The 20,128-nt window shown below is 67.5% G+C and carries 17 protein-coding genes; 11 read left to right on the top strand and 6 right to left on the bottom strand.

Features of this window, described 5'->3' with window-relative positions; genetic code table 11:
• Positions 1 to 16: 16 nt before the first annotated feature.
• The 3 genes from ATO6_RS14085 (at position 17) to ATO6_RS14075 (ending at position 3,379) form a co-directional block, all read left to right on the top strand.
• Entirely contained in the window at positions 17 to 1,198 is a 1,182-nt protein-coding gene (locus tag ATO6_RS14085) for an ABC transporter permease (RefSeq protein WP_088624863.1), read from the top strand.
• A gap of 157 nt (positions 1,199 to 1,355) precedes the next feature.
• A complete protein-coding gene (locus ATO6_RS14080; RefSeq protein WP_176440936.1) occupies positions 1,356 to 2,363 on the top strand; it encodes an ABC transporter ATP-binding protein in 1,008 nt (335 codons plus the stop codon).
• Positions 2,360 to 3,379, top strand: a complete 1,020-nt coding sequence (locus tag ATO6_RS14075) for an ABC transporter ATP-binding protein (RefSeq protein ID WP_088624655.1) — start codon at positions 2,360 to 2,362, stop codon at positions 3,377 to 3,379. The genes ATO6_RS14080 and ATO6_RS14075 overlap by 4 nt, the downstream gene beginning before the upstream one ends.
• 89 nt (positions 3,380 to 3,468) lie before the next feature.
• Here the strand turns inward: ATO6_RS14075 and ATO6_RS14070 are convergent, their stop codons facing one another.
• On the bottom strand, positions 3,469 to 3,951 hold the full coding sequence (locus tag ATO6_RS14070; RefSeq protein WP_088624654.1) for a GNAT family N-acetyltransferase: 483 nt from the start codon (positions 3,949 to 3,951) through the stop codon (positions 3,469 to 3,471).
• A 48-nt stretch (positions 3,952 to 3,999) separates the two neighbouring features.
• Between ATO6_RS14070 and ATO6_RS14065 the strand changes: the two genes are divergently transcribed.
• Positions 4,000 to 5,499: an alkaline phosphatase family protein gene (locus ATO6_RS14065; RefSeq protein WP_176440935.1), complete on the top strand. Its 1,500-nt coding sequence runs from the start codon at positions 4,000 to 4,002 to the stop codon at positions 5,497 to 5,499.
• Between the two features lie 347 nt (positions 5,500 to 5,846).
• Here ATO6_RS14065 and ATO6_RS14060 read toward each other — a convergent pair whose 3' ends face one another.
• Complete coding sequence (locus ATO6_RS14060; protein WP_088624652.1) at positions 5,847 to 7,412, bottom strand: 2-isopropylmalate synthase; 1,566 nt, start codon at positions 7,410 to 7,412, stop codon at positions 5,847 to 5,849.
• Between the two features lie 410 nt (positions 7,413 to 7,822).
• Here ATO6_RS14060 and ATO6_RS14055 point away from each other — a divergent pair, with 410 nt between their 5' ends.
• The 5 genes from ATO6_RS14055 to ATO6_RS14035 all read left to right on the top strand — a co-directional run bounded on the left by ATO6_RS14055 (position 7,823) and on the right by ATO6_RS14035 (position 13,062).
• Complete coding sequence (locus tag ATO6_RS14055; RefSeq protein ID WP_088624651.1) at positions 7,823 to 8,488, top strand: SDR family NAD(P)-dependent oxidoreductase; 666 nt, start codon at positions 7,823 to 7,825, stop codon at positions 8,486 to 8,488.
• Complete coding sequence (locus ATO6_RS14050) at positions 8,482 to 10,011, top strand: cryptochrome/photolyase family protein (RefSeq protein ID WP_088624650.1); 1,530 nt, start codon at positions 8,482 to 8,484, stop codon at positions 10,009 to 10,011. The genes ATO6_RS14055 and ATO6_RS14050 overlap by 7 nt, the downstream gene beginning before the upstream one ends.
• A 64-nt stretch (positions 10,012 to 10,075) precedes the next feature.
• Positions 10,076 to 11,362, top strand: coding sequence for a lipoprotein-releasing ABC transporter permease subunit (locus ATO6_RS14045; RefSeq protein ID WP_088624649.1), 1,287 nt, complete (start codon positions 10,076 to 10,078; stop codon positions 11,360 to 11,362).
• Positions 11,355 to 12,038, top strand: a complete 684-nt coding sequence (locus ATO6_RS14040) for an ABC transporter ATP-binding protein (protein ID WP_088624648.1) — start codon at positions 11,355 to 11,357, stop codon at positions 12,036 to 12,038. The genes ATO6_RS14045 and ATO6_RS14040 overlap by 8 nt, the downstream gene beginning before the upstream one ends.
• A gap of 43 nt (positions 12,039 to 12,081) precedes the next feature.
• Entirely contained in the window at positions 12,082 to 13,062 is a 981-nt protein-coding gene (locus tag ATO6_RS14035; protein WP_088624647.1) for an Ldh family oxidoreductase, read from the top strand.
• 70 nt (positions 13,063 to 13,132) lie between these two features.
• Here the strand turns inward: ATO6_RS14035 and ATO6_RS14030 are convergent, their stop codons facing one another.
• From ATO6_RS14030 to ATO6_RS14015, 4 genes are all read right to left on the bottom strand, one after another.
• Complete coding sequence (locus tag ATO6_RS14030; RefSeq protein ID WP_088624646.1) at positions 13,133 to 14,449, bottom strand: pilus assembly protein TadG-related protein; 1,317 nt, start codon at positions 14,447 to 14,449, stop codon at positions 13,133 to 13,135.
• A 1-nt stretch (position 14,450) separates the two neighbouring features.
• Positions 14,451 to 14,852 carry a TadE/TadG family type IV pilus assembly protein gene (locus tag ATO6_RS14025; protein WP_088624645.1) on the bottom strand — a complete coding sequence of 134 codons (402 nt, stop codon included), beginning with the start codon at positions 14,850 to 14,852 and terminating at the stop codon, positions 14,451 to 14,453.
• Between the two features lie 249 nt (positions 14,853 to 15,101).
• Positions 15,102 to 17,060: a DNA topoisomerase IV subunit B gene (gene parE, locus ATO6_RS14020; RefSeq protein ID WP_088624644.1), complete on the bottom strand. Its 1,959-nt coding sequence runs from the start codon at positions 17,058 to 17,060 to the stop codon at positions 15,102 to 15,104.
• 129 nt (positions 17,061 to 17,189) lie between these two features.
• Positions 17,190 to 18,185, bottom strand: coding sequence for a DUF2125 domain-containing protein (locus ATO6_RS14015; protein ID WP_176440934.1), 996 nt, complete (start codon positions 18,183 to 18,185; stop codon positions 17,190 to 17,192).
• Between the two features lie 119 nt (positions 18,186 to 18,304).
• Here ATO6_RS14015 and ATO6_RS14010 point away from each other — a divergent pair, with 119 nt between their 5' ends.
• Both ATO6_RS14010 and ATO6_RS14005 read left to right on the top strand, forming a co-directional pair.
• A complete protein-coding gene (locus ATO6_RS14010) occupies positions 18,305 to 18,847 on the top strand; it encodes a gamma-glutamylcyclotransferase (RefSeq protein WP_088624642.1) in 543 nt (180 codons plus the stop codon).
• Between the two features lie 53 nt (positions 18,848 to 18,900).
• Complete coding sequence (locus tag ATO6_RS14005) at positions 18,901 to 20,127, top strand: flagellar protein FliT (protein WP_088624641.1); 1,227 nt, start codon at positions 18,901 to 18,903, stop codon at positions 20,125 to 20,127.
• Position 20,128: the final 1 nt, after the last annotated feature.

Genomic DNA, 20,128 nt, shown 5'->3' with positions numbered 1-20,128 from the left:
AGGACAAGGCATGAGCATGACCCCGCCCGAGGGCGTTCCCGCCACCACCGGCCCCCATGTCGATGTGGTCGAGACCGAGGACGCGGTCAGCCGCCGCGCCCGCGAGGCCTATTTCACCGCCTCGCAATACCAGCTGATCTGGGCCCGCTTCCGCCGCAACACCAGCGCCATGGTCGCGGCGACGATCCTCGTCGGGCTGATTGTGATCGGCATCCTCGCGCCCTTCCTGTCGCCGCACAATCCGACCATCGCGGGGCGTGACAAGGACTATACCAACGGCGCGCCCCAGATCCCGCGTTTCTGCGACGACGCGGGCTGTTCGTGGCGGCCCTTCATCTATGGCGTGAAGCGCGAGCGGTCGATGGCCACCAACTTCCGCTGGGTGACGACCATCGACACCGAGGACCGGCGCTATGTCCAGTTCTTCGTCCGGGACTGGGATTATTCCATCGGGCCGATCAGCTCCGACATCCATCTCTTCGGCGTGGACAAGGGGTTTATCCACCTCTTCGGCACCGACGACACCGGCAAGGACATCTTCAGTCGCACGCTGCACGCGATCTACACCTCGCTGGCGGTCGGGACCCTGGGGGTTCTCATCTCCTTCGTCATGGCGCTGATCATCGGGGGTGTGGCCGGCTATTTCGGCGGCTGGATCGACGGGGTGATCCAGATGGTGACGGACGCGATACGGACGATCCCCATCATCCCGCTGTTCATGGCCATCGCCGCCTTCATCCCTCAGGAATGGTCCTCCGAGACGAGGTTCTTCTTCATCTCGATCATCATCGGCTTCATCAACTGGCCGACACTGGCGCGGCGGGTCAGGACGCACCTGCTGGTCGAGCGGAACCAGGAATACGTGCTGGCGGCCCAGCTTCAGGGCGCGGGCGCGGGGCACATCATCCGGCGGCATCTGCTGCCGTCGTTCACATCCTACATCATCGTCGACCTTGTGATCTCCTTCCCCTACATCGTGCTGTCGGAAACCGCGCTGTCCTTCATCGGGCTGGGGCTGAAGGACCCGGTGAACTCGCTGGGGGTGATGCTGCAAAACACGACCTCCGCCGACGTGCTGCTGAACTACCAGTGGTATTTCATCCCGGTATTCTTCTTCATCGCGCTGGTGATGGCCTTCGTCTACGTGGGCGACGGGCTGCGGGACGCGGCGGATCCCTACGGGGGGTCGAAGAAGTGAATGTAACGTCAGTTCAGTCCCGATCCCCGCTTCACGGCCGAACGATGAGGACGCTGCCGAGGAGAGGGGCGGGCACGGCGCACGGCTGTCCGCTCCGCGCCAACGCCTGTGACGACCGTCCCGCACCTGCCTGCCAGTCCAAGTCGAAGACCCGCCCATGCCCCTGATCTCCGTCCGCGACCTCGCCATCCGCTTCCGCACCGACGAGGGCCTGATCACCGCCGTCGAGGACGTCTCCTTCGACATCGCCCCCGGCGAGGTGCTGGGCCTCGTCGGCGAATCCGGCTCCGGCAAGTCGGTCACCGCCAAGTCGCTGATGCGCCTGAACGGCGACAACACCGTCTACGGCGACACGTCCAAGATCACACTCGACGCCGGCAACGGCCCCATCGACGTCCTCGCCCTGCGCCGTGAACGCGATATGGAGCAGGTGCGCGGCGGCTCCGTCTCGATGATCTTCCAGGAGCCGATGGCCAGCTTCGCCCCCGCGATCACGGTGGGCGAGCAGATGGTCGAACAGCTGCTGATCCACACCGACATGACCAAGGCGCAGGCCAAAGCGCATGCGATCGACATGCTCGCCCGCGTCGGCATCCCCGCGCCGGACAAGCGGTTCGACCAGTTCGCCTTCGAATTCTCGGGCGGGATGCGCCAGCGCGCGATGATCGCCATGGCGCTTTCGACCTCGCCCAAGCTGCTGATCGCGGACGAACCGACCACCGCGCTCGACGTCACGATCCAGGCGCAGGTGATCGACCTGATGAAGGACCTCGTGACCGAATTCGGCATGGGAATCCTGTTCATCACCCACGACCTCGGCGTGATCGCCCAGACGGCGGACCGCGTGGCGGTGATGTATCTCGGCCGGATCGTGGAAACCGGCACCGTCCGGCAGGTCATCCGCGACCCGCGCCATCCCTACACGCGCGGCCTGATCGACGCGCTGCCCAAGCTCGAGGATCTCGACGCACCGCTCACCCCGGTGCCGGGCGACATCCCCTCGCCGCTGAACCGCCCGGCGGGCTGCGTGTTCCACACCCGCTGCGGCATCGCCCGCGCGGGCCATTGCAACCGGGTGGTCCCCGAGATGCGCAGCACCGGCGAAGGCCACGCGGTCGCCTGCCACTACGCCCCCGGACTGCCCGCAGCGGAGGAGCCCGCATGAACCGCGACACGCTGATCGAAGCGAAGAACCTCTCGGTCCGCTACCCGCTCGGGCGCTCCATGTTCGGCGCCAAGGCCTTCCTGAACGCGGTCGACAACGTCTCGCTCTCGATCCGCAAGGGATCGTTCTTCGGCCTCGTGGGCGAAAGCGGCTCCGGCAAGACCACGCTCGGGCGCGCGCTGCTCAAGGCCGCGCCGATCTCCGAAGGCGAGGTGACCTATCACGACGGCGAAAAGGGCTTTGACCTGAACGGTCTGAAGGGCGCGGCGCTCAAGGACTACCGCAAGCGGGCGCAGCTGATCTTCCAGGACCCCTATGCCGCGCTGTCCCCGCGCATGACCGTGCGCGACATCATCGCCGAACCGCTCGAGGTCATGGGGATCACCAGGAACCGCGCCGAAACCGACGCCCGCGTGCGCGAGATCGCGGCAAAATGCCGGCTGAACCTCGAACACCTGCGGCGCTTCCCGCATGCCTTCTCGGGCGGGCAGCGCCAGCGGATCTCGATCGCCCGCGCGCTGGTCTCGGGGCCGCGCTTCATCGTCGCCGACGAAAGCGTCGCGGCGCTCGACGTGTCGATCCAGGCGGATGTGCTGAACCTGCTCAAGCAGATCCAGAAGGACATGGGGATCGGCTTCCTCTTCATCAGCCACGACCTGAGCGTCGTCGCCCATGTCTGCGACGAGGTCGCGGTGCTCTACCTCGGCCAGATCGTGGAAACCGCCCCGACGCGCCAGCTCTTCGCGCGCCCGCGCCACCCCTACACCTCGGCGCTGCTCTCGGCGATTCCGGCGCTCGACCCCGACGCGCCGAAGACGGCGGAAAAGCTCGAAGGCGAAATCCCCAGCCCCGCGAACCCGCCGCCCGGTTGCAAGTTCCACACCCGCTGCCGCTTCGCCCGCGCCGAATGCAAGACCACCGTCCCCGCCCTGCGCGAAATCGCCCCCGGCCACCGGGCCGCCTGCCACTTCGCCGAGGAGTTCGACTTCACCCGCTCGGCCGCCGCCTCGGCATGACGCGAACGGGCTCCCCTTTCATCTTGCCGAAAATATGCCACGGGGGTCCGGGGGTGTGAAACCCCCGGCGCTCACCGCCAACACACACCTCACCGCTCCAGCAGATACCTCACCGTCGGCGCCCCATGCAGCGTGACCTCACCGTCCTCGCGGAACCCCAGCTTCACCAGCACCCGCGCCGAGGCCGGGTTCGCCCGGCGCACCAGCCCCCTGATCCCCGGAGCGCGGAGTTGCCCGAACCCATGCGCCACCGCCCGCGCCGCGATGGCCGAGGCCAGGCCGCGGCCCCAACTGTCCGGATGGACATGGTAGGAGATGTTCAGATCATCCGCGTCTTCGACCACCGTCAGACCGCCGAACCCGACCGGCGCGCCACCGTCCAGCACGGTCCAGCGGCCAAATCCGTGCGCGTCCCAGTGCGCCATGTCCCGCTCCAGCTTGTCGGCGCAGATCGCCCGGCTGTCGGGCGTGGGATCGGGGCGGTGCGCGACCACTTCGGGGCGGGAAAAGAGGTCGGCCATGAAGTCCAGGTCGCCCTCGTTCACGGGGCGGAAAAGAAGCTGCCGTGTCATGCGGAATGCCCCGTGCGGGCGGCGAAAATCTGAGGCATGGTGCCAGCCATGACAGCAAAGACCCGCCCCGGCAACGTCCTCTTCATCACGCTCGATCAATGCGTGGCCTCGGTGCTGACCGGGCCGCTCGCGCCGCATGTGCCGACGCCGAATCTCGACCGGCTGGCGGCCTCCGGCACGCTGTTCGAGAAGCACTTCACCGTCACCGTGCCCTGTGGTCCCGCCCGCGCCTCGCTGCTGACCGGGCTCTACGCGATGAACCACCGCTCGATCCGCAACGGTACGCCGCTGGCGCGGCATCACGCGACGCTGGCGACCGAGGCGCGCAAGGCGGGATACGAGCCGCTGCTCTTCGGCTATACCGACACATCGCCGGACCCGACCGGGATGGCTCCGGAGGATCCCGATCTCAGCGTCTACGAGGGCGTCGCGCCGGGGTTCCGCGAGGTGGTCGAGATGCGGATGGAAGTCGGGCGCGAATGGCCGGCCTTCCTGCGCAAACAGGGCTACGACATCCACCTGCGCACGGATGGCTGGCCCAGCTACTACGTTCCCGCCGGCAATGGCGGGCCGCGTGATCCCGCGATTTTCGCGGCGGAGCATTCGGACACCGCCTATCTGACCGACAAGACGCTGGAATCGCTCGATTACTGGCGCGAGTTCGGGCCGTGGTTCGCGCATCTGACATGGATCCGCCCGCATCCGCCCCTCGTGGCGCCCGCGCCCTACAACCGGATGATCGACCCGGCCGGACTGCCGCTGCCGGAACGGGCCGCGCCGGATCATCCCTTTGTGGATGCGTGGTTTTCGCGTCCCGTGAACCGGCACCTGTTCCATGGCCATGACGGCGACAACCGGGGCCTGTCGGATGCGATGACCCGCGACCTGATCGCCGTGTATCTCGGGCTGGTGGCGGAGGTGGACCATCACCTCGGTCGCGTGCTGGACTGGCTGGAGGAGACCGGGCAGGCGGACAGCACGCTGATCGTCGCCACCGCCGATCATGGCGAGATGCTGGGCGACAAGTTCATGTGGGGCAAGGAAAGCGTCTTCGAAGCCGCGTTCCACGTGCCGATGATCGTCCGGGTGCCGGGGCAGGCGGGCGGTGGCCGGGTCAGCGCGCTGACCGAGAGCGTGGATGTCGCGCCCACGGTGCTGGACTGGATCGGCGCCGAGGTGCCCGAGGCGATGGACGGGCGGTCGCTGCTGCCCTTCACGCGGGGCGAGGCGCCGGAGGCTTGGCGTGACGCGGTGCTGCTGGAGGCGGATTTCGGGCATCCCAAGGATCCGACCCGGTTCATGGAGCACATGGGCCTGCCGCTGAATGCGTCCGGGGTGTCCATGCTGCGCGAGTCGCGGTGGAAATACGTGCATTTCGGCGGGGGTGTGCCGCCGATGCTGTTCGATCTTGAGAGCGATCCGGGCGAGACGGTGAACCTCGCCGGGGATCCGGCCTATGCGGACGAGGTGTCGCGCATGGCGCGGCGGCTGCTCGACCGGATGACCGAGCGGCGGGACCGGAGGCTGACGCAGCACGCGTTCGATTGAATTGGGGCGGCGGGGCGGTGCGTGGCGAGCACGCACCCTACGCCGGATGCTTTCCCGACCGGGCGCGGAATCAAGGCGAAGCCGCCGCGCCTGGCGCCTGCCCGTCCCGGCGGGTAGGCGCCGTGTCGCCCGCGCGATGAGCTTTGGCAGAGGAGGGGTGTGGTCGGGATAAAGCGCATCGTTCAGTCGTTGGCTGCGCCTACCCACGGGCAGGCTCGCACACCGGGCACTTGCGTTGAGGGGTGCCAGACCGAACACAAGCTCTCAGCGCACAACCGCACCACCCACAACAGAAAACCCCCGGCCATCGCTGACCGGGGGCATATTCCGTCACACAGGAAGACCCGTCAGGACACGTCCTTGTACGAGATTTCCTTCTGGTCCGACCCGCTCTTCCCGCGCCGCACCAGCAGGCGGTTCAGCGCGTGGATGTAGGCCTTCACGCTGGCCACCACCGTGTCGGTATCCGCCGACGACCCGGTCACGATCCGTCCGTCCTCGGCCAGCCGCACCGACACCGTCGCCTGCGCGTCGGTGCCCTCGGTCACGGCCGCGACCTGGTAGAGCTGGAGCCGGGCGGCATGCGGGAACAGCTGCTTCACGCAGTTGAAGGCCGCGTCGACCGGACCGTCGCCGGTGGATTCGCAGGACTTCTCCTCGCCATCCACGACCATCGTCATCTCGGCCGACTGGCCCTCGGTCCCGCAGACCACGCGGAGCCGCTTGAGCGACAGCCGGTCCGCACCCGCGTCCTCGGCCACCTGCACCAGCGCGATGAGGTCCTCGTCGTAGACCTCCTTCTTGCGGTCGGCGAGGTCCTTGAACCGGACGAAGACGTCCTTGAGCTGGTTGTCCCCGAGCTCGATCCCGAGCCCCTTGAGCTTGGAGCGCAGCGCGGCGCGGCCCGAATGCTTGCCCAGCACGATGTTGTCGGCGTTCAGGCCGATGTCCTCGGGCTTCATGATCTCGAAGGTCTCGACGTTCTTCAGCACGCCGTCCTGGTGAATGCCGCTCTCGTGGAGGAAGGCGTTCTTGCCGACGACGGCCTTGTTGAACTGGACCGAGAAGCCCGACACGGCCGCCACGCGGCGCGACAGGTTCATGATCTTGGTGGTGTCGATGCCAGTGGAGTAGGGCATGATGTCGTTGCGCACCTTCAGCGCCATCACGACTTCCTCGAGCGCGGTGTTGCCCGCCCGTTCGCCGAGGCCGTTGATCGTGCATTCGATCTGACGCGCGCCGGCCTCGACGGCGGCAAGGCTGTTCGCCGTCGCCATGCCGAGGTCGTTGTGGCAGTGGGTCGAGAACACGACCGTTTCCGCGCCCGGCACCCGCTCCAGCAGTTCGCGGATGATCTCCGCGCTCTCACGCGGGGCGGTGTAGCCCACGGTGTCGGGGATGTTGATGGTCGAGGCGCCGGCCTTGATCGCGATCTCGACCACGCGGCAGAGGTAGTCACGCTCGGTCCGGGTGGCGTCCATCGGCGACCACTGCACGTCCTCGCAGAGGTTGCGGGCATGGCTCACGGTCTGGTGGATCCGCTCGGCCATCTGGTCCATGTCGAGGTTCGGGATCGCCCGGTGCAGCGGCGAGGTGCCGATGAAGGTGTGGATCCGGGGCCGCTTGGCGTGCTTGATCGCCTCCCAGTTCCGGTCGATGTCGGGCAGCTGCGCGCGGGACAGCCCGCAGATCACCGAGGTCTTGGCGTTCTTCGCGATCTCGGACACGGCGCGGAAGTCGCCTTCGGAGGCGATCGGGAACCCGGCCTCGATGATGTCGACGCCCATCTCGTCCAGAAGCGCCGCGATCTCGAGCTTTTCCTCGTGGGACATGGTCGCGCCGGGGCTCTGTTCGCCGTCGCGGAGGGTCGTGTCGAATATCAGGACGCGGTCCTGTTTGGATGTGGTGTTCATCTGTAAATCTCTCTTTTCTCCTGAAGCCATGGCGCGGAACGGCTTGCCCTCTGAGCGGTCGCGCCGGATGGCACGCTCAGAGGCGGATTAGGAGAATCAGGCCAAGGCAAAGCGCGCCGGTGGAGCGGCGTGCGTCTGCGGAAGTGATGGGGCCCATGGTCATCATGCGGCCTTCTATACGCCGCGTCATCCGCGTTGAAAACCCGGCAATTTCGCTGCGCGTGCAGCATGGTGTGTGGCGGCGGCAGGGGAGCGGTCATCCTCGGGCTTGACCCGAGGACCTCGGAGGGCGGCGCTTCGTGTGGAGGTCCTCGGGTCAGGCCCGAGGATGACGGGGCGGGGAGGGGCCGTTGCGCGGGGTAATGCGGTTAAAGGATGAACCACCTTCCGGCCTCGCGCGTATTGCCGTCATGAAACGTGCACTCATCATCGGCAGCTCCGGCGGGATCGGCGCGGCGCTGGCATCCGCGCTGGAGGCCCGCCAGGTCGCCGTCACCGGCCTGTCGCGGTCGGGCGACGGGCTGGACCTGACCGATCCTGCCTCTATCGAAGCCGCGCTGGACGGTCTCGAGCCGGGGTTCGACCTGATCTTCGTCGCCACCGGCGGGCTGGAGATCGCGGGGCAGGGACCGGAAAAGGCGCTGTCCGACATCGAGGCCGAAACGCTGGCCGCTCAGTTCGCGCTGAACGCCATCGGTCCCGCGCTGGTGATGCGCCATCTGCCGCGCCTCATACCGCGCGACCGGCGGGCCGTGTTCGCGGCGCTGTCGGCGCGGGTCGGGTCGATCGGGGACAACCGGCTGGGCGGCTGGTACGGCTACCGCGCGGCCAAGGCGGCGCTGAACCAGCTGGTGCACACCGGGGCGATCGAGATCGCGCGGACCCACAGGCAGGCGATCTGCGTCGCGCTGCATCCCGGCACTGTCCAGACCGACCTGACCCGGCGATACCTCGGGCGGCATCCCTCGGTCACGCCCGACGAGGCGGCGGAGAACCTGCTCGGCGTTGTCGAAGGGCTGACGACGGAACATACCGGCGGTTTCTTCGACTGGCGCGGCGACCGGGTGGTCTGGTGAGTCGACTTGTCCTGATCCTCGGTGACCAGCTGTCGCCCGACATGGCCTGCCTGCGAGATGCCGACCGCGCGCGCGACACCGTGGTCATGGCCGAGGTGCGGAGCGAGGCGACCTATGCCCCGCACCACCCCAAGAAGATCGCGCTGATCTTCTCCGCCATGCGCCACTTCGCCGAGGAGCTGCGCGGCGATGGCTGGACGGTCGCCTACACGCGCTACGACGATCCGGAGAACGCCGGGTCGATCCCCGGCGAACTGCTGCGCCGGGCCGATGAGACGGGCGCGACCGAGGTCATCGCGACCGAGCCGGGGGAATGGCGGCTGATCGAGGCGATGCGGGACTGTCCGCTGGAGGTGAAGCTGCTGCCGGACGACCGGTTCGTCTGTTCCCGAAAGGACTTCGAGGCATGGGCGGAGGGCCGCAAGGAACTCAGGATGGAGTGGTTCTATCGCGAAATGCGGCGGCGGACCGGCTACCTGATGAAAGGCGACGACCCGGCGGGCGGCAAGTGGAACTACGACAAGCTCAACCGCAAACCCGCCGCGCGCGACCTGCTGCGCTCCGCGCCGATGTCCTTCACGCCGGACGACATCACGGAGGAGGTGCTGGCCCTCGTCCAACGGGAATTCCCGGACAATTTCGGCAGCCTCCGCCCCTTCGATTTCGCGGTCACGCGGGGGGACGCACGCCGGGCGCTGTCACATTTCGTGCGCCGCCTGCTGCCGGAGTTCGGGCCCTACCAGGACGCGATGCTGACGGGCGAGCCCTACCTGAACCACGCCCTGATCTCGCCCTACCTGAACGTCGGCCTCCTCTCCCCGCAGGAGGTCTGCGACGCCGTGCAGGCGGCGTGGGAGGCGGGCGAGGTGCCGATCCAGTCGGCCGAGGGCTTCATCCGCCAGATCATCGGCTGGCGCGAGTTCGTGCGCGGGGTCTATTTCCTCGAAGGACCGGACTACCCGCACCGCAACGCGCTGAACCACCAGCGCAAGCTGCCGCCGCTCTACTGGGGGGCCGAGACCAGGATGGCCTGCCTGCGCGAGGTCGTCGCCCAGACCCGCGACAACGCCTATGCGCATCACATCCAGCGGCTGATGGTGACGGGCAACTTCGCCCTGATCGCGGGCATCGACCCGGCCGAGGTGCATGAGTGGTATCTGTCGGTCTATGCCGACGCCTTCGAATGGGTCGAGGCGCCGAACACCGTGGGCATGAGCCAGTTCGCGGATGGCGGCGTGGTGGGGTCCAAGCCCTATGCCTCGTCGGCCAATTACATCGACAGGATGTCCGACTACTGCACCGGCTGCGATTATTTCGCCGAGAAGAAGACCGGCAAGGGGGCGTGCCCGTTCAACCTGCTCTACTGGCATTTCCTGAACCGCCACCGCGACCGGTTCGAAAAGAACCACCGGATGGGCGCGATCTATGCGTCATGGGACCGGATGGACGAGGCGAGGCGCGAGACGATCCTCGAAGAGGCCGACGACTTCCTCACGCGGATGTCGCGGGGTGAGGCGGTCTGAAACCTTGACGCCGCCGCGCGCCTCGCCCAACGTCCCGCGCAACGAAAAACACCGAGGAAGCAGCATGGCAGGACGCACGCCCCCCTTCGCGCCGTTCGAGTTCCTGATCGCCTGGCGCTACCTGCGCGCGCGCCGGGCCGAGGGCGGCGTGTCGGTGATGACGTGGATCTCGCTGATCGGGATCGCGCTGGCCGTCTTCGCCCTGATCGCCACGCTGGCGGTGCGCTCGGGTTTCCGGGCGGAATTCGTGGACACGATCCTTGGCGCGAATGCCCATGTGACGCTCTACCCGCAGGCTGTGGCGGACGAGAACGGGCGGATCAGCCGGGTGATCGCGGACTACGATGCGATGGCCGAACGGGTCCGCGCGGTGGACGGCGTCACCCGCGTCGCGCCGCTGGTGCGCGGGCAGGTGATGGCCAATGCGCGCGGCAGCAACGCGGGGGTCGAGGTCTTCGGCATTGCGCAGGCCGACCTCATGACCATCCCGCGCGTCGCGACGCCCGAGGACTCGTGGGGCGACATCGCACGCTTCGACGAGGGGATCGCCATCGGGTCCGGCGTGGCCCGCGAACTGGGCGTGACCATCGGCGACAAGGTCCGGCTGATCTCGCCCGACGGGGTCAAGACCGCCTTCGGCACCAGCCCGCGCGTCTCGGCCTACGAGGTCGTCTATGTCTTCACCGCCGGGCGCTACGACATCGACCGGACGCGGGTCTACATGCCGTTCTCCGAGGCTCAGATCTACTTCAACCGCGAGGGTGTGGCGGACGAACTTGAAGTGATGGTCGAACAGCCCGACAGGGTCGACCAGATGGCCATCCCGCTGGCGGTCGCCGCCGGGGACGGGGTCCTGACCTGGACCTGGCGCGATGCCTCGGGGGCCTTCCTGCGCGCGCTGGATATCGAGGACAACGTGATGTTCGTCATCCTGTCGATCCTCGTGCTGATCGCGGCGATGAACATCGTCTCGGGGCTGATCATGCTGGTCAAGAACAAGGGCCGCGACATCGGCATCCTGCGCACCATGGGCCTGACCGAAGGCTCGGTGCTGCGGGTGTTCTTCATCTGCGGGGCCTTCACCGGGGTGATCGGAACCGTGGCGGGGGTGATCCTCGGCTGCGCCTTCGCGATCTGGATCGACCCGATCTTCTCCTTCGTGAACTACGTGGCCGGCGGCGGGGTCTGGGACCCCTCGGTGCGGGGGATCTACCAGTTGCCCGCCAAGCTGCAGTTCGGCGACGTGCTGTCCGCCGTGGCACTGTCGCTGGGCCTGTCCTTCGTCGTGACGATCTTTCCCGCCCGCCGCGCGGCGCGGATGAACCCGGTGGAGGCGCTGCGTTATGAGTGAGGCGGTGCTGTCCCTGTCGGGACTGGTCAAGACCTACAACAAGGGCCAGCCGGGCGAGATCCGGGTGCTGCGCGAGGTCGGGCTGGAGGTGCAGCCGGGCGAGGTCGTGGCGCTGGTCGCGCCATCGGGCGCGGGCAAGTCGACGCTGCTGCATATCGCGGGGCTGCTCGACACGCCGGACTCCGGCACCGTGCGGATCGGGGGCGAGGACGTGACCGGCCTGAACGACCGGCGGCGGACGGCGATCCGGCGCGCGGACGTGGGGTTCGTCTACCAGTTCCACCACCTGCTGCCCGAGTTCACGGCGCTGGAGAACATCGTCCTGCCGCAGCTGGCCAACGGCATCGCGCGGGGCGCGGCCGAGACGCGGGCGCGCGACCTCTTGACCCGCGTGGGGATCGAGGGGCGGGCGACGCACCGCCCCGCGCAGCTGTCGGGCGGCGAGCAGCAGCGGGTGGCCTTCTGCCGGGCGCTGGCCAATGCACCCAAGCTGCTGCTGGCGGACGAACCGACGGGGAACCTGGACCCCGAGACCTCGGACCGCGTGTTCGGCGCGCTGATGGATCTGGTGCGCGGGACAGGGCTGTCGGCACTGATCGCGACCCACAACCTCGAGCTTGCCGCGCGGATGGACAGGATCCTGCGGCTGGACGCCGGAACGCTGGCCGAAGGTTGACCGGACGCCGCCCCCTCGCCACGGTTGGCGAAAGGGGGTGGCCATGCCCGATGTTTCACTCGACGAGATCGAAGCGCGCACCATCGCCGCGCTGACCCGCCACGGCGCTGCGCCCGAGGTCGCGGCCAGCGTCGCGGATGCGGTGCGCGAGGCCGAGGCGACGGGGAACCGGATCTGCGGGCTCTACTACGTCGAAAGCTACTGCCGGCAGCTTGGCACCGGGCGGGTGCAGGGGCAGGCGGTGCCGGTCGTGACTCGCCCGCGTCCGGGGCTTGTGGCGGTCGACGCGGCCTATGGCTTCGCGCAGCCCGCCTTCGCCGCGGGGTTCCCCGCCGCGCTGGAGGCCGCGCGGGCTAACGGCGTCGCGGCGCTGACGGTGGCGCATTCGCACACGGCGACGGCCATGGGATATTTCACCGGCCAGATCGCGCGGGCGGGGATGGTGGGGCTGGGGCTGACCAACGCCTCGCCCACGGTCGCCGCGCCGGGCGGGCGGAAACGGGTGATCGGGACCAATCCGATCGCGTTCTCGGTGCCGGACGGGCAGGGCGGGGTGGCGATGCAGTTCGATTTCTCGACCTCGGCCACCGCGCTCGGCAGCATCACCATGGCGGCGGAGGCGGGCGAGGCGATTCCGGAGGGCTGGGCGGTCGATGCCGAGGGCCGGCCCACGACCGACCCGCAGGCGGCGCTGAAGGGCGCGCTGTCGTCGGCGGGGGGCTACAAGGGCTGGGGTTTCGGCCTGATGGCGGAGCTGCTGGCGGCGGCGATGACCGGCTCGGTGCTGAGCCAGAACGTCCACCCGCTGCGCGAGGACAGCGGGCCGCCGCATGACTTCGGGCAGTTCTACCTGCTGATCGACCCCGCCACCGCGCCGGACTTCGCCGGAGCCTTCGGCCAGATCGCGGCGGCGGTCGCGGCGGACGAGGGCGCGCGGCTGCCGGGTCAGGGACGCGCGCCGCGCGATCCGGTCGGGGTGCCGCAGGACCTGTGGGACACGGTCGTCGCGCTCGGATCGGGCTGAGCGGCCAACGGACGTGAAAACGGCGCGGGCTCCTCTTCCCGCGCCGTCAGGTCCGACCGGATGCGGCCGGTCAGAGAGCCATGCGGAAGTAGGGGGCTTCGATATTCCCCTCCATCCCGGACCCGCAGAAACCCATGTTCATGTTCGACGTCCCGCTGATGATCCCCCCCGCGATCAGCGAGGCACCCTGAATGCCGTCGGCGCGGGCCGCGAATTCGATGTCGCCCTTGGCGATGATCTGGCCCCCGTAGATCTGCAGGTCCGACGCCACGCTGAACCCGCCCATGGTGATCAGCTGTGCGCCGCCGCCCTCGCCGCACCCGTCGTTAATGCCGATCTGGAACCCCGAGGGCGAGTTGAACGAGTTGGCCGACGTGTCCGAGTTGAAGATCATCACGTTCTCGAGCAGCACGCCCTGACCGAATTTCAGTTCGCAGTTCACCAGAAGCACCATGTCCTTGAGGTGCTCTCCGGCCTCGATCGTGGCCTTTCCGCCCGAGCAGTTCAGGTCGTTGATCCGGTTGGGCAGGAAATCGGCGGCGACCAGACGCGTGCCGGTCAGCTGGTAATGCGCGGTGCCATAGATGTAGTCGGGCACGTATTTGCCGGCACCCCAGTCCAGATCGTCCTTGATCGCCTCGATCTTGTTCAGGACGCGCAGGCGGTAGTAGCCCCGGCGCAGCGCCAGCTGCAGGCCTTCGTTGGTTTCGAGCCCCGAATTGGGGAGGTCCAGCAGCGACAGGTCCGGCATCGACACCACCGTTCCCTGCTCGAAGAAGTTGTTCGAGTTGATCGAGACGTAGGTGTTCGAATGGATGCAGAAGCCGTTGAAATAGCTGTTGTTCGACTGGATATCGACCACGCCCTGCGCGACGAAGCCTTCGCGCATGCATGGGGGCTGGTAGGTGGTGAAGATGGCCGAGGTGCGCACGTCCCACTCCGCATGGTTCATCAGGCGGAACAGGTAGGTGTAGACCGGATTGCCGCTTTCCTGCGCGCGGGACGGACGGACACGGACGGCATCGACGCCGTAGGGATTGGCGACGAAGGTCTTGGTGGCGCTGTTCCAGTACCCGAACTCGACATCCTCCACGCTCAGGATCTTGCCGTAGCTGGCTTCCGGCATGTCGCTGCGCGCGATTTCCAGCGCCTTCTGCTTGGCCTGATCCGGGCTGTGCGTTTCGCGGAAATAGAGCGCCGCGTGGGCCGCGCTGTCGGCGGCGACCTGCAACTGGGTGCGGGCGGATTGCAGATAGGCAAAGTCCACGGCAAAGGCGCTGATGAGCAGGGCGCCGGCAAGGACATAGAGGGCGAGGATGGTCATTGCGCCCTGTTCCTCGCGCGCGGTGCGGCGAAGGCGGGCGGCGATCAGCCGGGATGCGGTCATGTCAGTATTCCACGTAGTGCTTGGCCGAGATCGTGATGCCTATATTGGCAAGCTGTTCGATCACGTTGGGTAGGAGCAGGTCGGAGATCTGGTAGTAGACGCGGCTGGTGACGACGCCGTTCTCGATCGAGGTGTTGACCTGCGCGTTCGGCGCGAAGGAGGCGAGTTCGGCCTGGATGTATTCCTCGACCTGGGTCGTGGAGGACATGTTGCCGGTGCTGAGAATGCGGTTCGCGTTCTGCACGATGCGGTAGGCCTGGTTCTTTTCGAACACGATCATCGAAACGTTGATGATCAGCGCGAGGACCCAGACAAAGATCGGTATCCAGATGACGGATTCGACCGTGGCCGATCCCCGTTCGTCCCTCGTGAAAGCCCCCACTCGTGACAACAGCTGGCGCATTGCTGGCTTCCTTACTTGCTACCTCCTTAACAAGCTTGGGAAACCGGGCGTGAATTTGACCGATCGGGGCGAGACTTGGGCACTTGTTGGCGCAATTGCCTCAAAGTGTTCGGAGCGTGTCGGCACAGGCGGGAATCCGCCGAAAATGGGGAGGCCTGTGAATAAAGTAATGAGAATGCAACTTTGAGTTGCGCCGATTCGCTCGGCCCCAAGTGATTAAGATCCGGGCGTTATCCGTGGCGGAGGGCCTCAGACGTCCAGTTCTTCCACGAAACGTGCGTTTTCCTGAATGTACTGGAATCGCAGCTCGGGCTTCTTGCCCATAAGGCGTTCGACCAGATCGCCGGTCTCGCCCGGCTCGTCCTCGTCGATGGTGACGCGGATCAGCTTGCGCGTGTTCACGTCCATCGTCGTTTCCTTGAGGTCCTTCGCGTCCATCTCGCCCAGACCCTTGAACCGGCTGACCTCGATCTTGCCCTTTCCGCCCAGACCCTTGGCCAGCCAGACATCACGCTCGGCCTCGTCCTGCACATAGACGCGGTGCGCGCCCTGCGTCAGCCGGAACAGCGGCGGGCAGGCAAGGTAGAGGTGCCCGTGGTCGATCAGCGGCCGCATCTGGGTGAAGAAGAACGTCATCAGCAGCGACGCGATATGCGCGCCGTCGACGTCGGCGTCGGTCATGATGATGATCTTGTCGTAGCGCAGGTCGTCGATGTTGAACTTGGTCCCCAGCCCGACGCCCATGGCCTGGCACAGGTCCTGGATCTCGGTGTTGGTGCCGATCTTGGACGACGCCGCGCCCAGCACGTTCAGGATCTTGCCGCGCAGGGGCAGCAGCGCCTGCAGCTTGCGGTCGCGCGCCATCTTGGCCGAGCCGCCGGCCGAGTCGCCCTCGACGAGGAACAGTTCGGTCCCGTCCCGCGCGGTGGCGGAGCAGTCGGTCAGCTTGCCCGGCAGGCGCAGCTTCTTGGTGGCCGTCTTGCGCTGCGTTTCCTTTTCCTGCCGCCTGCGCAGCCGCTCTTCGGCCCGCAGGACGAGGAAGTCGAGGATCGCACCGGCGGATTTCGTGTCCGCCGCCAGCCAGTTGTCGAAATGGTCGCGCACCGCTCCCTCGACCAGCCGCTGCGCCTCGGTCGTGGCGAGCCGGTCCTTGGTCTGGCCCACGAATTCCGGTTCGCGGATAAAGCAGGACACCAGCGCGCAGCCGCCGGTGATCAGGTCGTCGCGGGTGATCTGCGCGGCCTTGCGGTTGTTGATCAGCTCGCCATAGCCCTTGATCCCCTTGAGGATCGCGTTCCAGAAACCGGCGACATGCGTCCCGCCCTCGGGCGTCGGGACGGTGTTACAGTAGGACTGGATGAACCCGTCGCGCGACGGCGTCCAGTTGATCGCCCATTCCACCCGGCCCGGCACGCCGAAGCGTTCCTGGAATTCCACCCGGCCCGCGAAGGGCTGGTCGGAATAGGTGGAGGCCTTGTCCATCGTTTCCTTCAGGTAGTCCGACAGGCCGCCGGGGAAGTGGAAGACCGCCTCGAGCGGGGTCTCGCCATCGTCGATCTCGGTCTTCCAGCGGATCTCGACGCCGGAGAAGAGATAGGCCTTGGACCGGATCGACTTGAACAGGCGCGCGGGCTTGAAGCGGTGGCTGCCGAAGATCTCCTCGTCGGCGTGGAACGTCGTCGTGGTGCCGCGCCGGTTCGGGGCCGCCCCGATTTCCTGCAGGGGGCCCTGCGGCACGCCGCGGGAAAAGCGCTGTTCCACCAGCTTCCGGTCGCGGGCGACCTGGACCACCATGGAATCCGACAGCGCGTTGACGACCGAGGCGCCGACGCCGTGCAGGCCGCCCGAGGTCTCGTAGGCCTTGCCCGAGAACTTGCCGCCCGCGTGCAGGGTGCAGAGGATCACCTCCAGCGCCGACTTGCCTGGGAACTTGGGGTGCGGGTCGAAGGGCATGCCGCGCCCGTTGTCGCGGACGGTGACGGCGTAATCCGAATGCAGCTCGATCTCGATCCGGTTGGCATGGCCCGCCACGGCCTCGTCCATGGAGTTGTCGAGGATCTCGGCCACCAGATGGTGAAGCGCGCGTTCGTCGGTGCCGCCGATATACATGCCGGGGCGCTTGCGAACGGGTTCCAGCCCTTCGAGAACCTCGATCGAGGAGGCGTCGTAGGTGGTTTGCGGCGCGGCCGCGAGGAGGTCGTCTGCCATGTCGTCTGCTCTTCTTGGTTGTCGGACACTATGGCATCTCGGGCCACGCGGGAAAAGACCTTCGGCGGCTTTGTCCACAAGATAAGGGGCGTTTCGCCGCTGCGGCACGCAAGATCGGGGCGGATGCCCTCAGCGCAGGCGGATGATGGGGGCGGGACCCAGCGGGACCGGCCCCAGATAGACCCGCCCGCCCGAGAATGTCAGCGTCACGTTCAGGCTGTCGGGACGGCCCGTCAGGTTGGCGAGAAAGCTCAGCCCCTTCTCGACCTGGTCCGCCACCCCGCCGGGCAGGACGCCCGCGTTGACCGCGACGCCCAGCATCTCGCGCCAGCGTTCGGCCTTGATCGCGATCTCGCCCTCGGGCTGGCCGAGCGCGTCGATATCCAGCGTGCCGGTCGCCGCCAGTTGCAGTTCGCCCCAGACCCCCTCGGCCTTGCGCAGGACGATCTGCTGTGGCTGCGGCCGGGCGCGTTCCAGCGCGTCCAGATCCCACGGGCGGTCGAAGGCCGTGTCCATGTCCAGTTCCAGCCGGGTCAGCACCGGCGGCAGCGAGATCCCCTGTGCCAGCCGGGACAGCAGAACGTCGGGCACCGTGACCCCCTCGGTCAGAACGCCGTAGCGATAGGTCGCCTCGGTCTCGGCCTTCAGCTCCGTCGCCAGCCGCAGGGTGCCGACCGAGGCGCCGGCCTCGCCGCCGACGGTGATGTCCGAGCCCACGAAGGTCGCGCGTTCCAGCGGCAGGCGCGGGGCAGGGGACAGCGATAGGCTGGCCTTCAGGTCGCCTGCCGTGACCGCCAGCCGTTCGATCGGGGTGGCCACGGTGCTTTCCGGCGGAAAGACGGCGATCACGCGGGTCGGCTGGTAGGACAGCGCCAGCAGCTGGAAGAACGGCGCCTCCCATGCCCATCCGGTGGCCGGGTCCGCGATAGCGAGGTCGGTGAAGGTGGTGTCGAAGCGGTTGGGGAACCCCCGGACGCTCAGGTCCGCGTAATCCGCCTGCCAGCCTTCCGCGCGGCGGTCGGCGAACCAGCCCTCGAACGCGCCCTTGGCCGAACGCGATCCGATCACCCAGTAGGCGGACCAGCCGAGGGCGAGGATCAGGACGAGGGCGAGAAGCTTCTTCACTGCGGGGTCTCTTTGTAACTGGGGGGCCGAGATGATAGTCGGGGCACATGGCGCGCCGTCCGGGGAATACAAGCCCCGCCCGGCGCGGGCCAGTGAATTGCGCGCGAGCCGGGGGTGAGATGGAAACGTGGGTGTTCGGATACGGGTCGCTGATGTGGAACCCCGAGTTCGATCCGGCCGAACGGGCGCTGGCCCGGATCGACGGCTATGCCCGCACCTTCTGCATGCGCTCGATCCACCATCGCGGCAGCCCCGAGGCGCCCGGCCTCGTGCTGGCGCTGGACCACGCGCCGGGCGAGGTGTGCCGGGGCATCGCCCTGCGCCTGCCCGAGGCGGGGCAGGCGGATATCCTCGCCGCGCTGCGCGAACGGGAACTGGTGTCCTCGGCCTATCGCGAGGAGGTCGTGCCGCTGATGCTGGACGACGGGCGCGCGGTGCAGGCGCTGGCCTATGTGGTCGATCGCGATCACGTGCAATACTGCGGCGGCCTGCCGCTGGAGGAGCAGGCCGGCATCATCGCCGGGGCGCATGGCGGGCGGGGTCCGAACCGGGATTACCTCTGGTCGACCGTATCGCACTTGATCGAACTCGGAATTCGTGATGCGGAACTGGAAGACCTGTCCGCCCGCGTGCGCGAAATAACAGATAAGTCCTTGGCTTGAACGGGCCGAACCCGTAGAATCGGCCAAACAAACCAGTGTCAGGATCCGTCCGAATGGACCAGCCGGACCGCGAGGCCCATACGCAGTTCTCCCAGCCCGTGCGCCAGATCATGCTCATGCTGATCGTGCTTGGGCTGACCGCCGCAGGCATGTTCATCGCCGCGCCACGGGTCCTGCCCGTCTTTGTCGCCAACCTCTACCTGAACGGCTTCATCGCCTTCGTCTTCGCGCTCGGGATCATCGCGTGCTTCTGGCAGGTGGTGCAGCTGATCGCCTCGGTCCGCTGGATCGAGGCTTTCGCCGCCGACCGGAACGAGGTCGACGACGTCGAGGCGCCGCGCCTGCTGACGCCGCTTGCCACGCTGCTCCGGTCGCGGCGGTCGCGGATGCAGATATCCTCGACCTCGGCCACGTCGATCCTCGAATCCGTCGCCACCCGCATCGACGAGGCGCGTGAAATCACGCGCTACATCGTCAACCTGCTGATCTTCCTTGGCCTTCTGGGCACCTTCTATGGCCTCGCCACCACCGTCCCGGCGGTGGTCGACACGATCCGCGGCCTCGCGCCGCGTGACGGCGAGGGCGGGGTGGAGGTGTTCAACCGGCTGATGACCGGCCTCGAAAGCCAGCTCGGCGGCATGGGGGTGGCGTTCTCATCCTCGCTGCTCGGCCTGACCGGGTCGCTCGTCGTGGGCCTGCTGGAGCTGTTCGCGGGCCACGGTCAGAACCGGTTCTACCGCGAGCTGGAGGAATGGCTGTCGACCATCACCCGCGTCAGCTTTGCCAGCGGCGACGGCGAGGGCGGCGAGGCGGGCGCGCTGGCGGGCGTCATGGACCACATGGCCGAGCAGATGGAAAGCCTGCAGACCATGTTCACGCAGTCCGACATCAACCGGTCGATGCTGGATGAACGGATCGGCCACCTGACCGACGCGGTCAGCGCACTGGCCGCGCGGCTGAACGAACAGGCCGAACACAACCCCGTTATACCCCCTCTTCTGAGGGTGGCCGAGGGGCAGGAAAGGCTGTTGGATCAGCTGTCCCGGCAAGAGGCCGGAGAAGGGCTCGATGCCGAGAGCCGGATGCGCCTGCGCTCGATCGACGTGCAGCTGCTGCGCATCCTGGAAGAAATCTCGGCGGGCCGGCAGGAAACCATGACCGAGCTGCGGACCGATCTCGCGGCTCTGTCCCGCGCGGTTCAGGCGTCGCAGCGGCGGCCCGGTCCGCTGGCGGGCACGCCCGCGCCGATCAAGCGATCCGGCGGGGGCCAGGAGGGCTGAG

It is taken from the genome of Oceanicola sp. 22II-s10i, assembly GCF_002210105.1.
Lineage (GTDB): Bacteria > Pseudomonadota > Alphaproteobacteria > Rhodobacterales > Rhodobacteraceae > Pseudooceanicola.
This window is presented reverse-complemented; position numbering and strand designations above follow the sequence as displayed.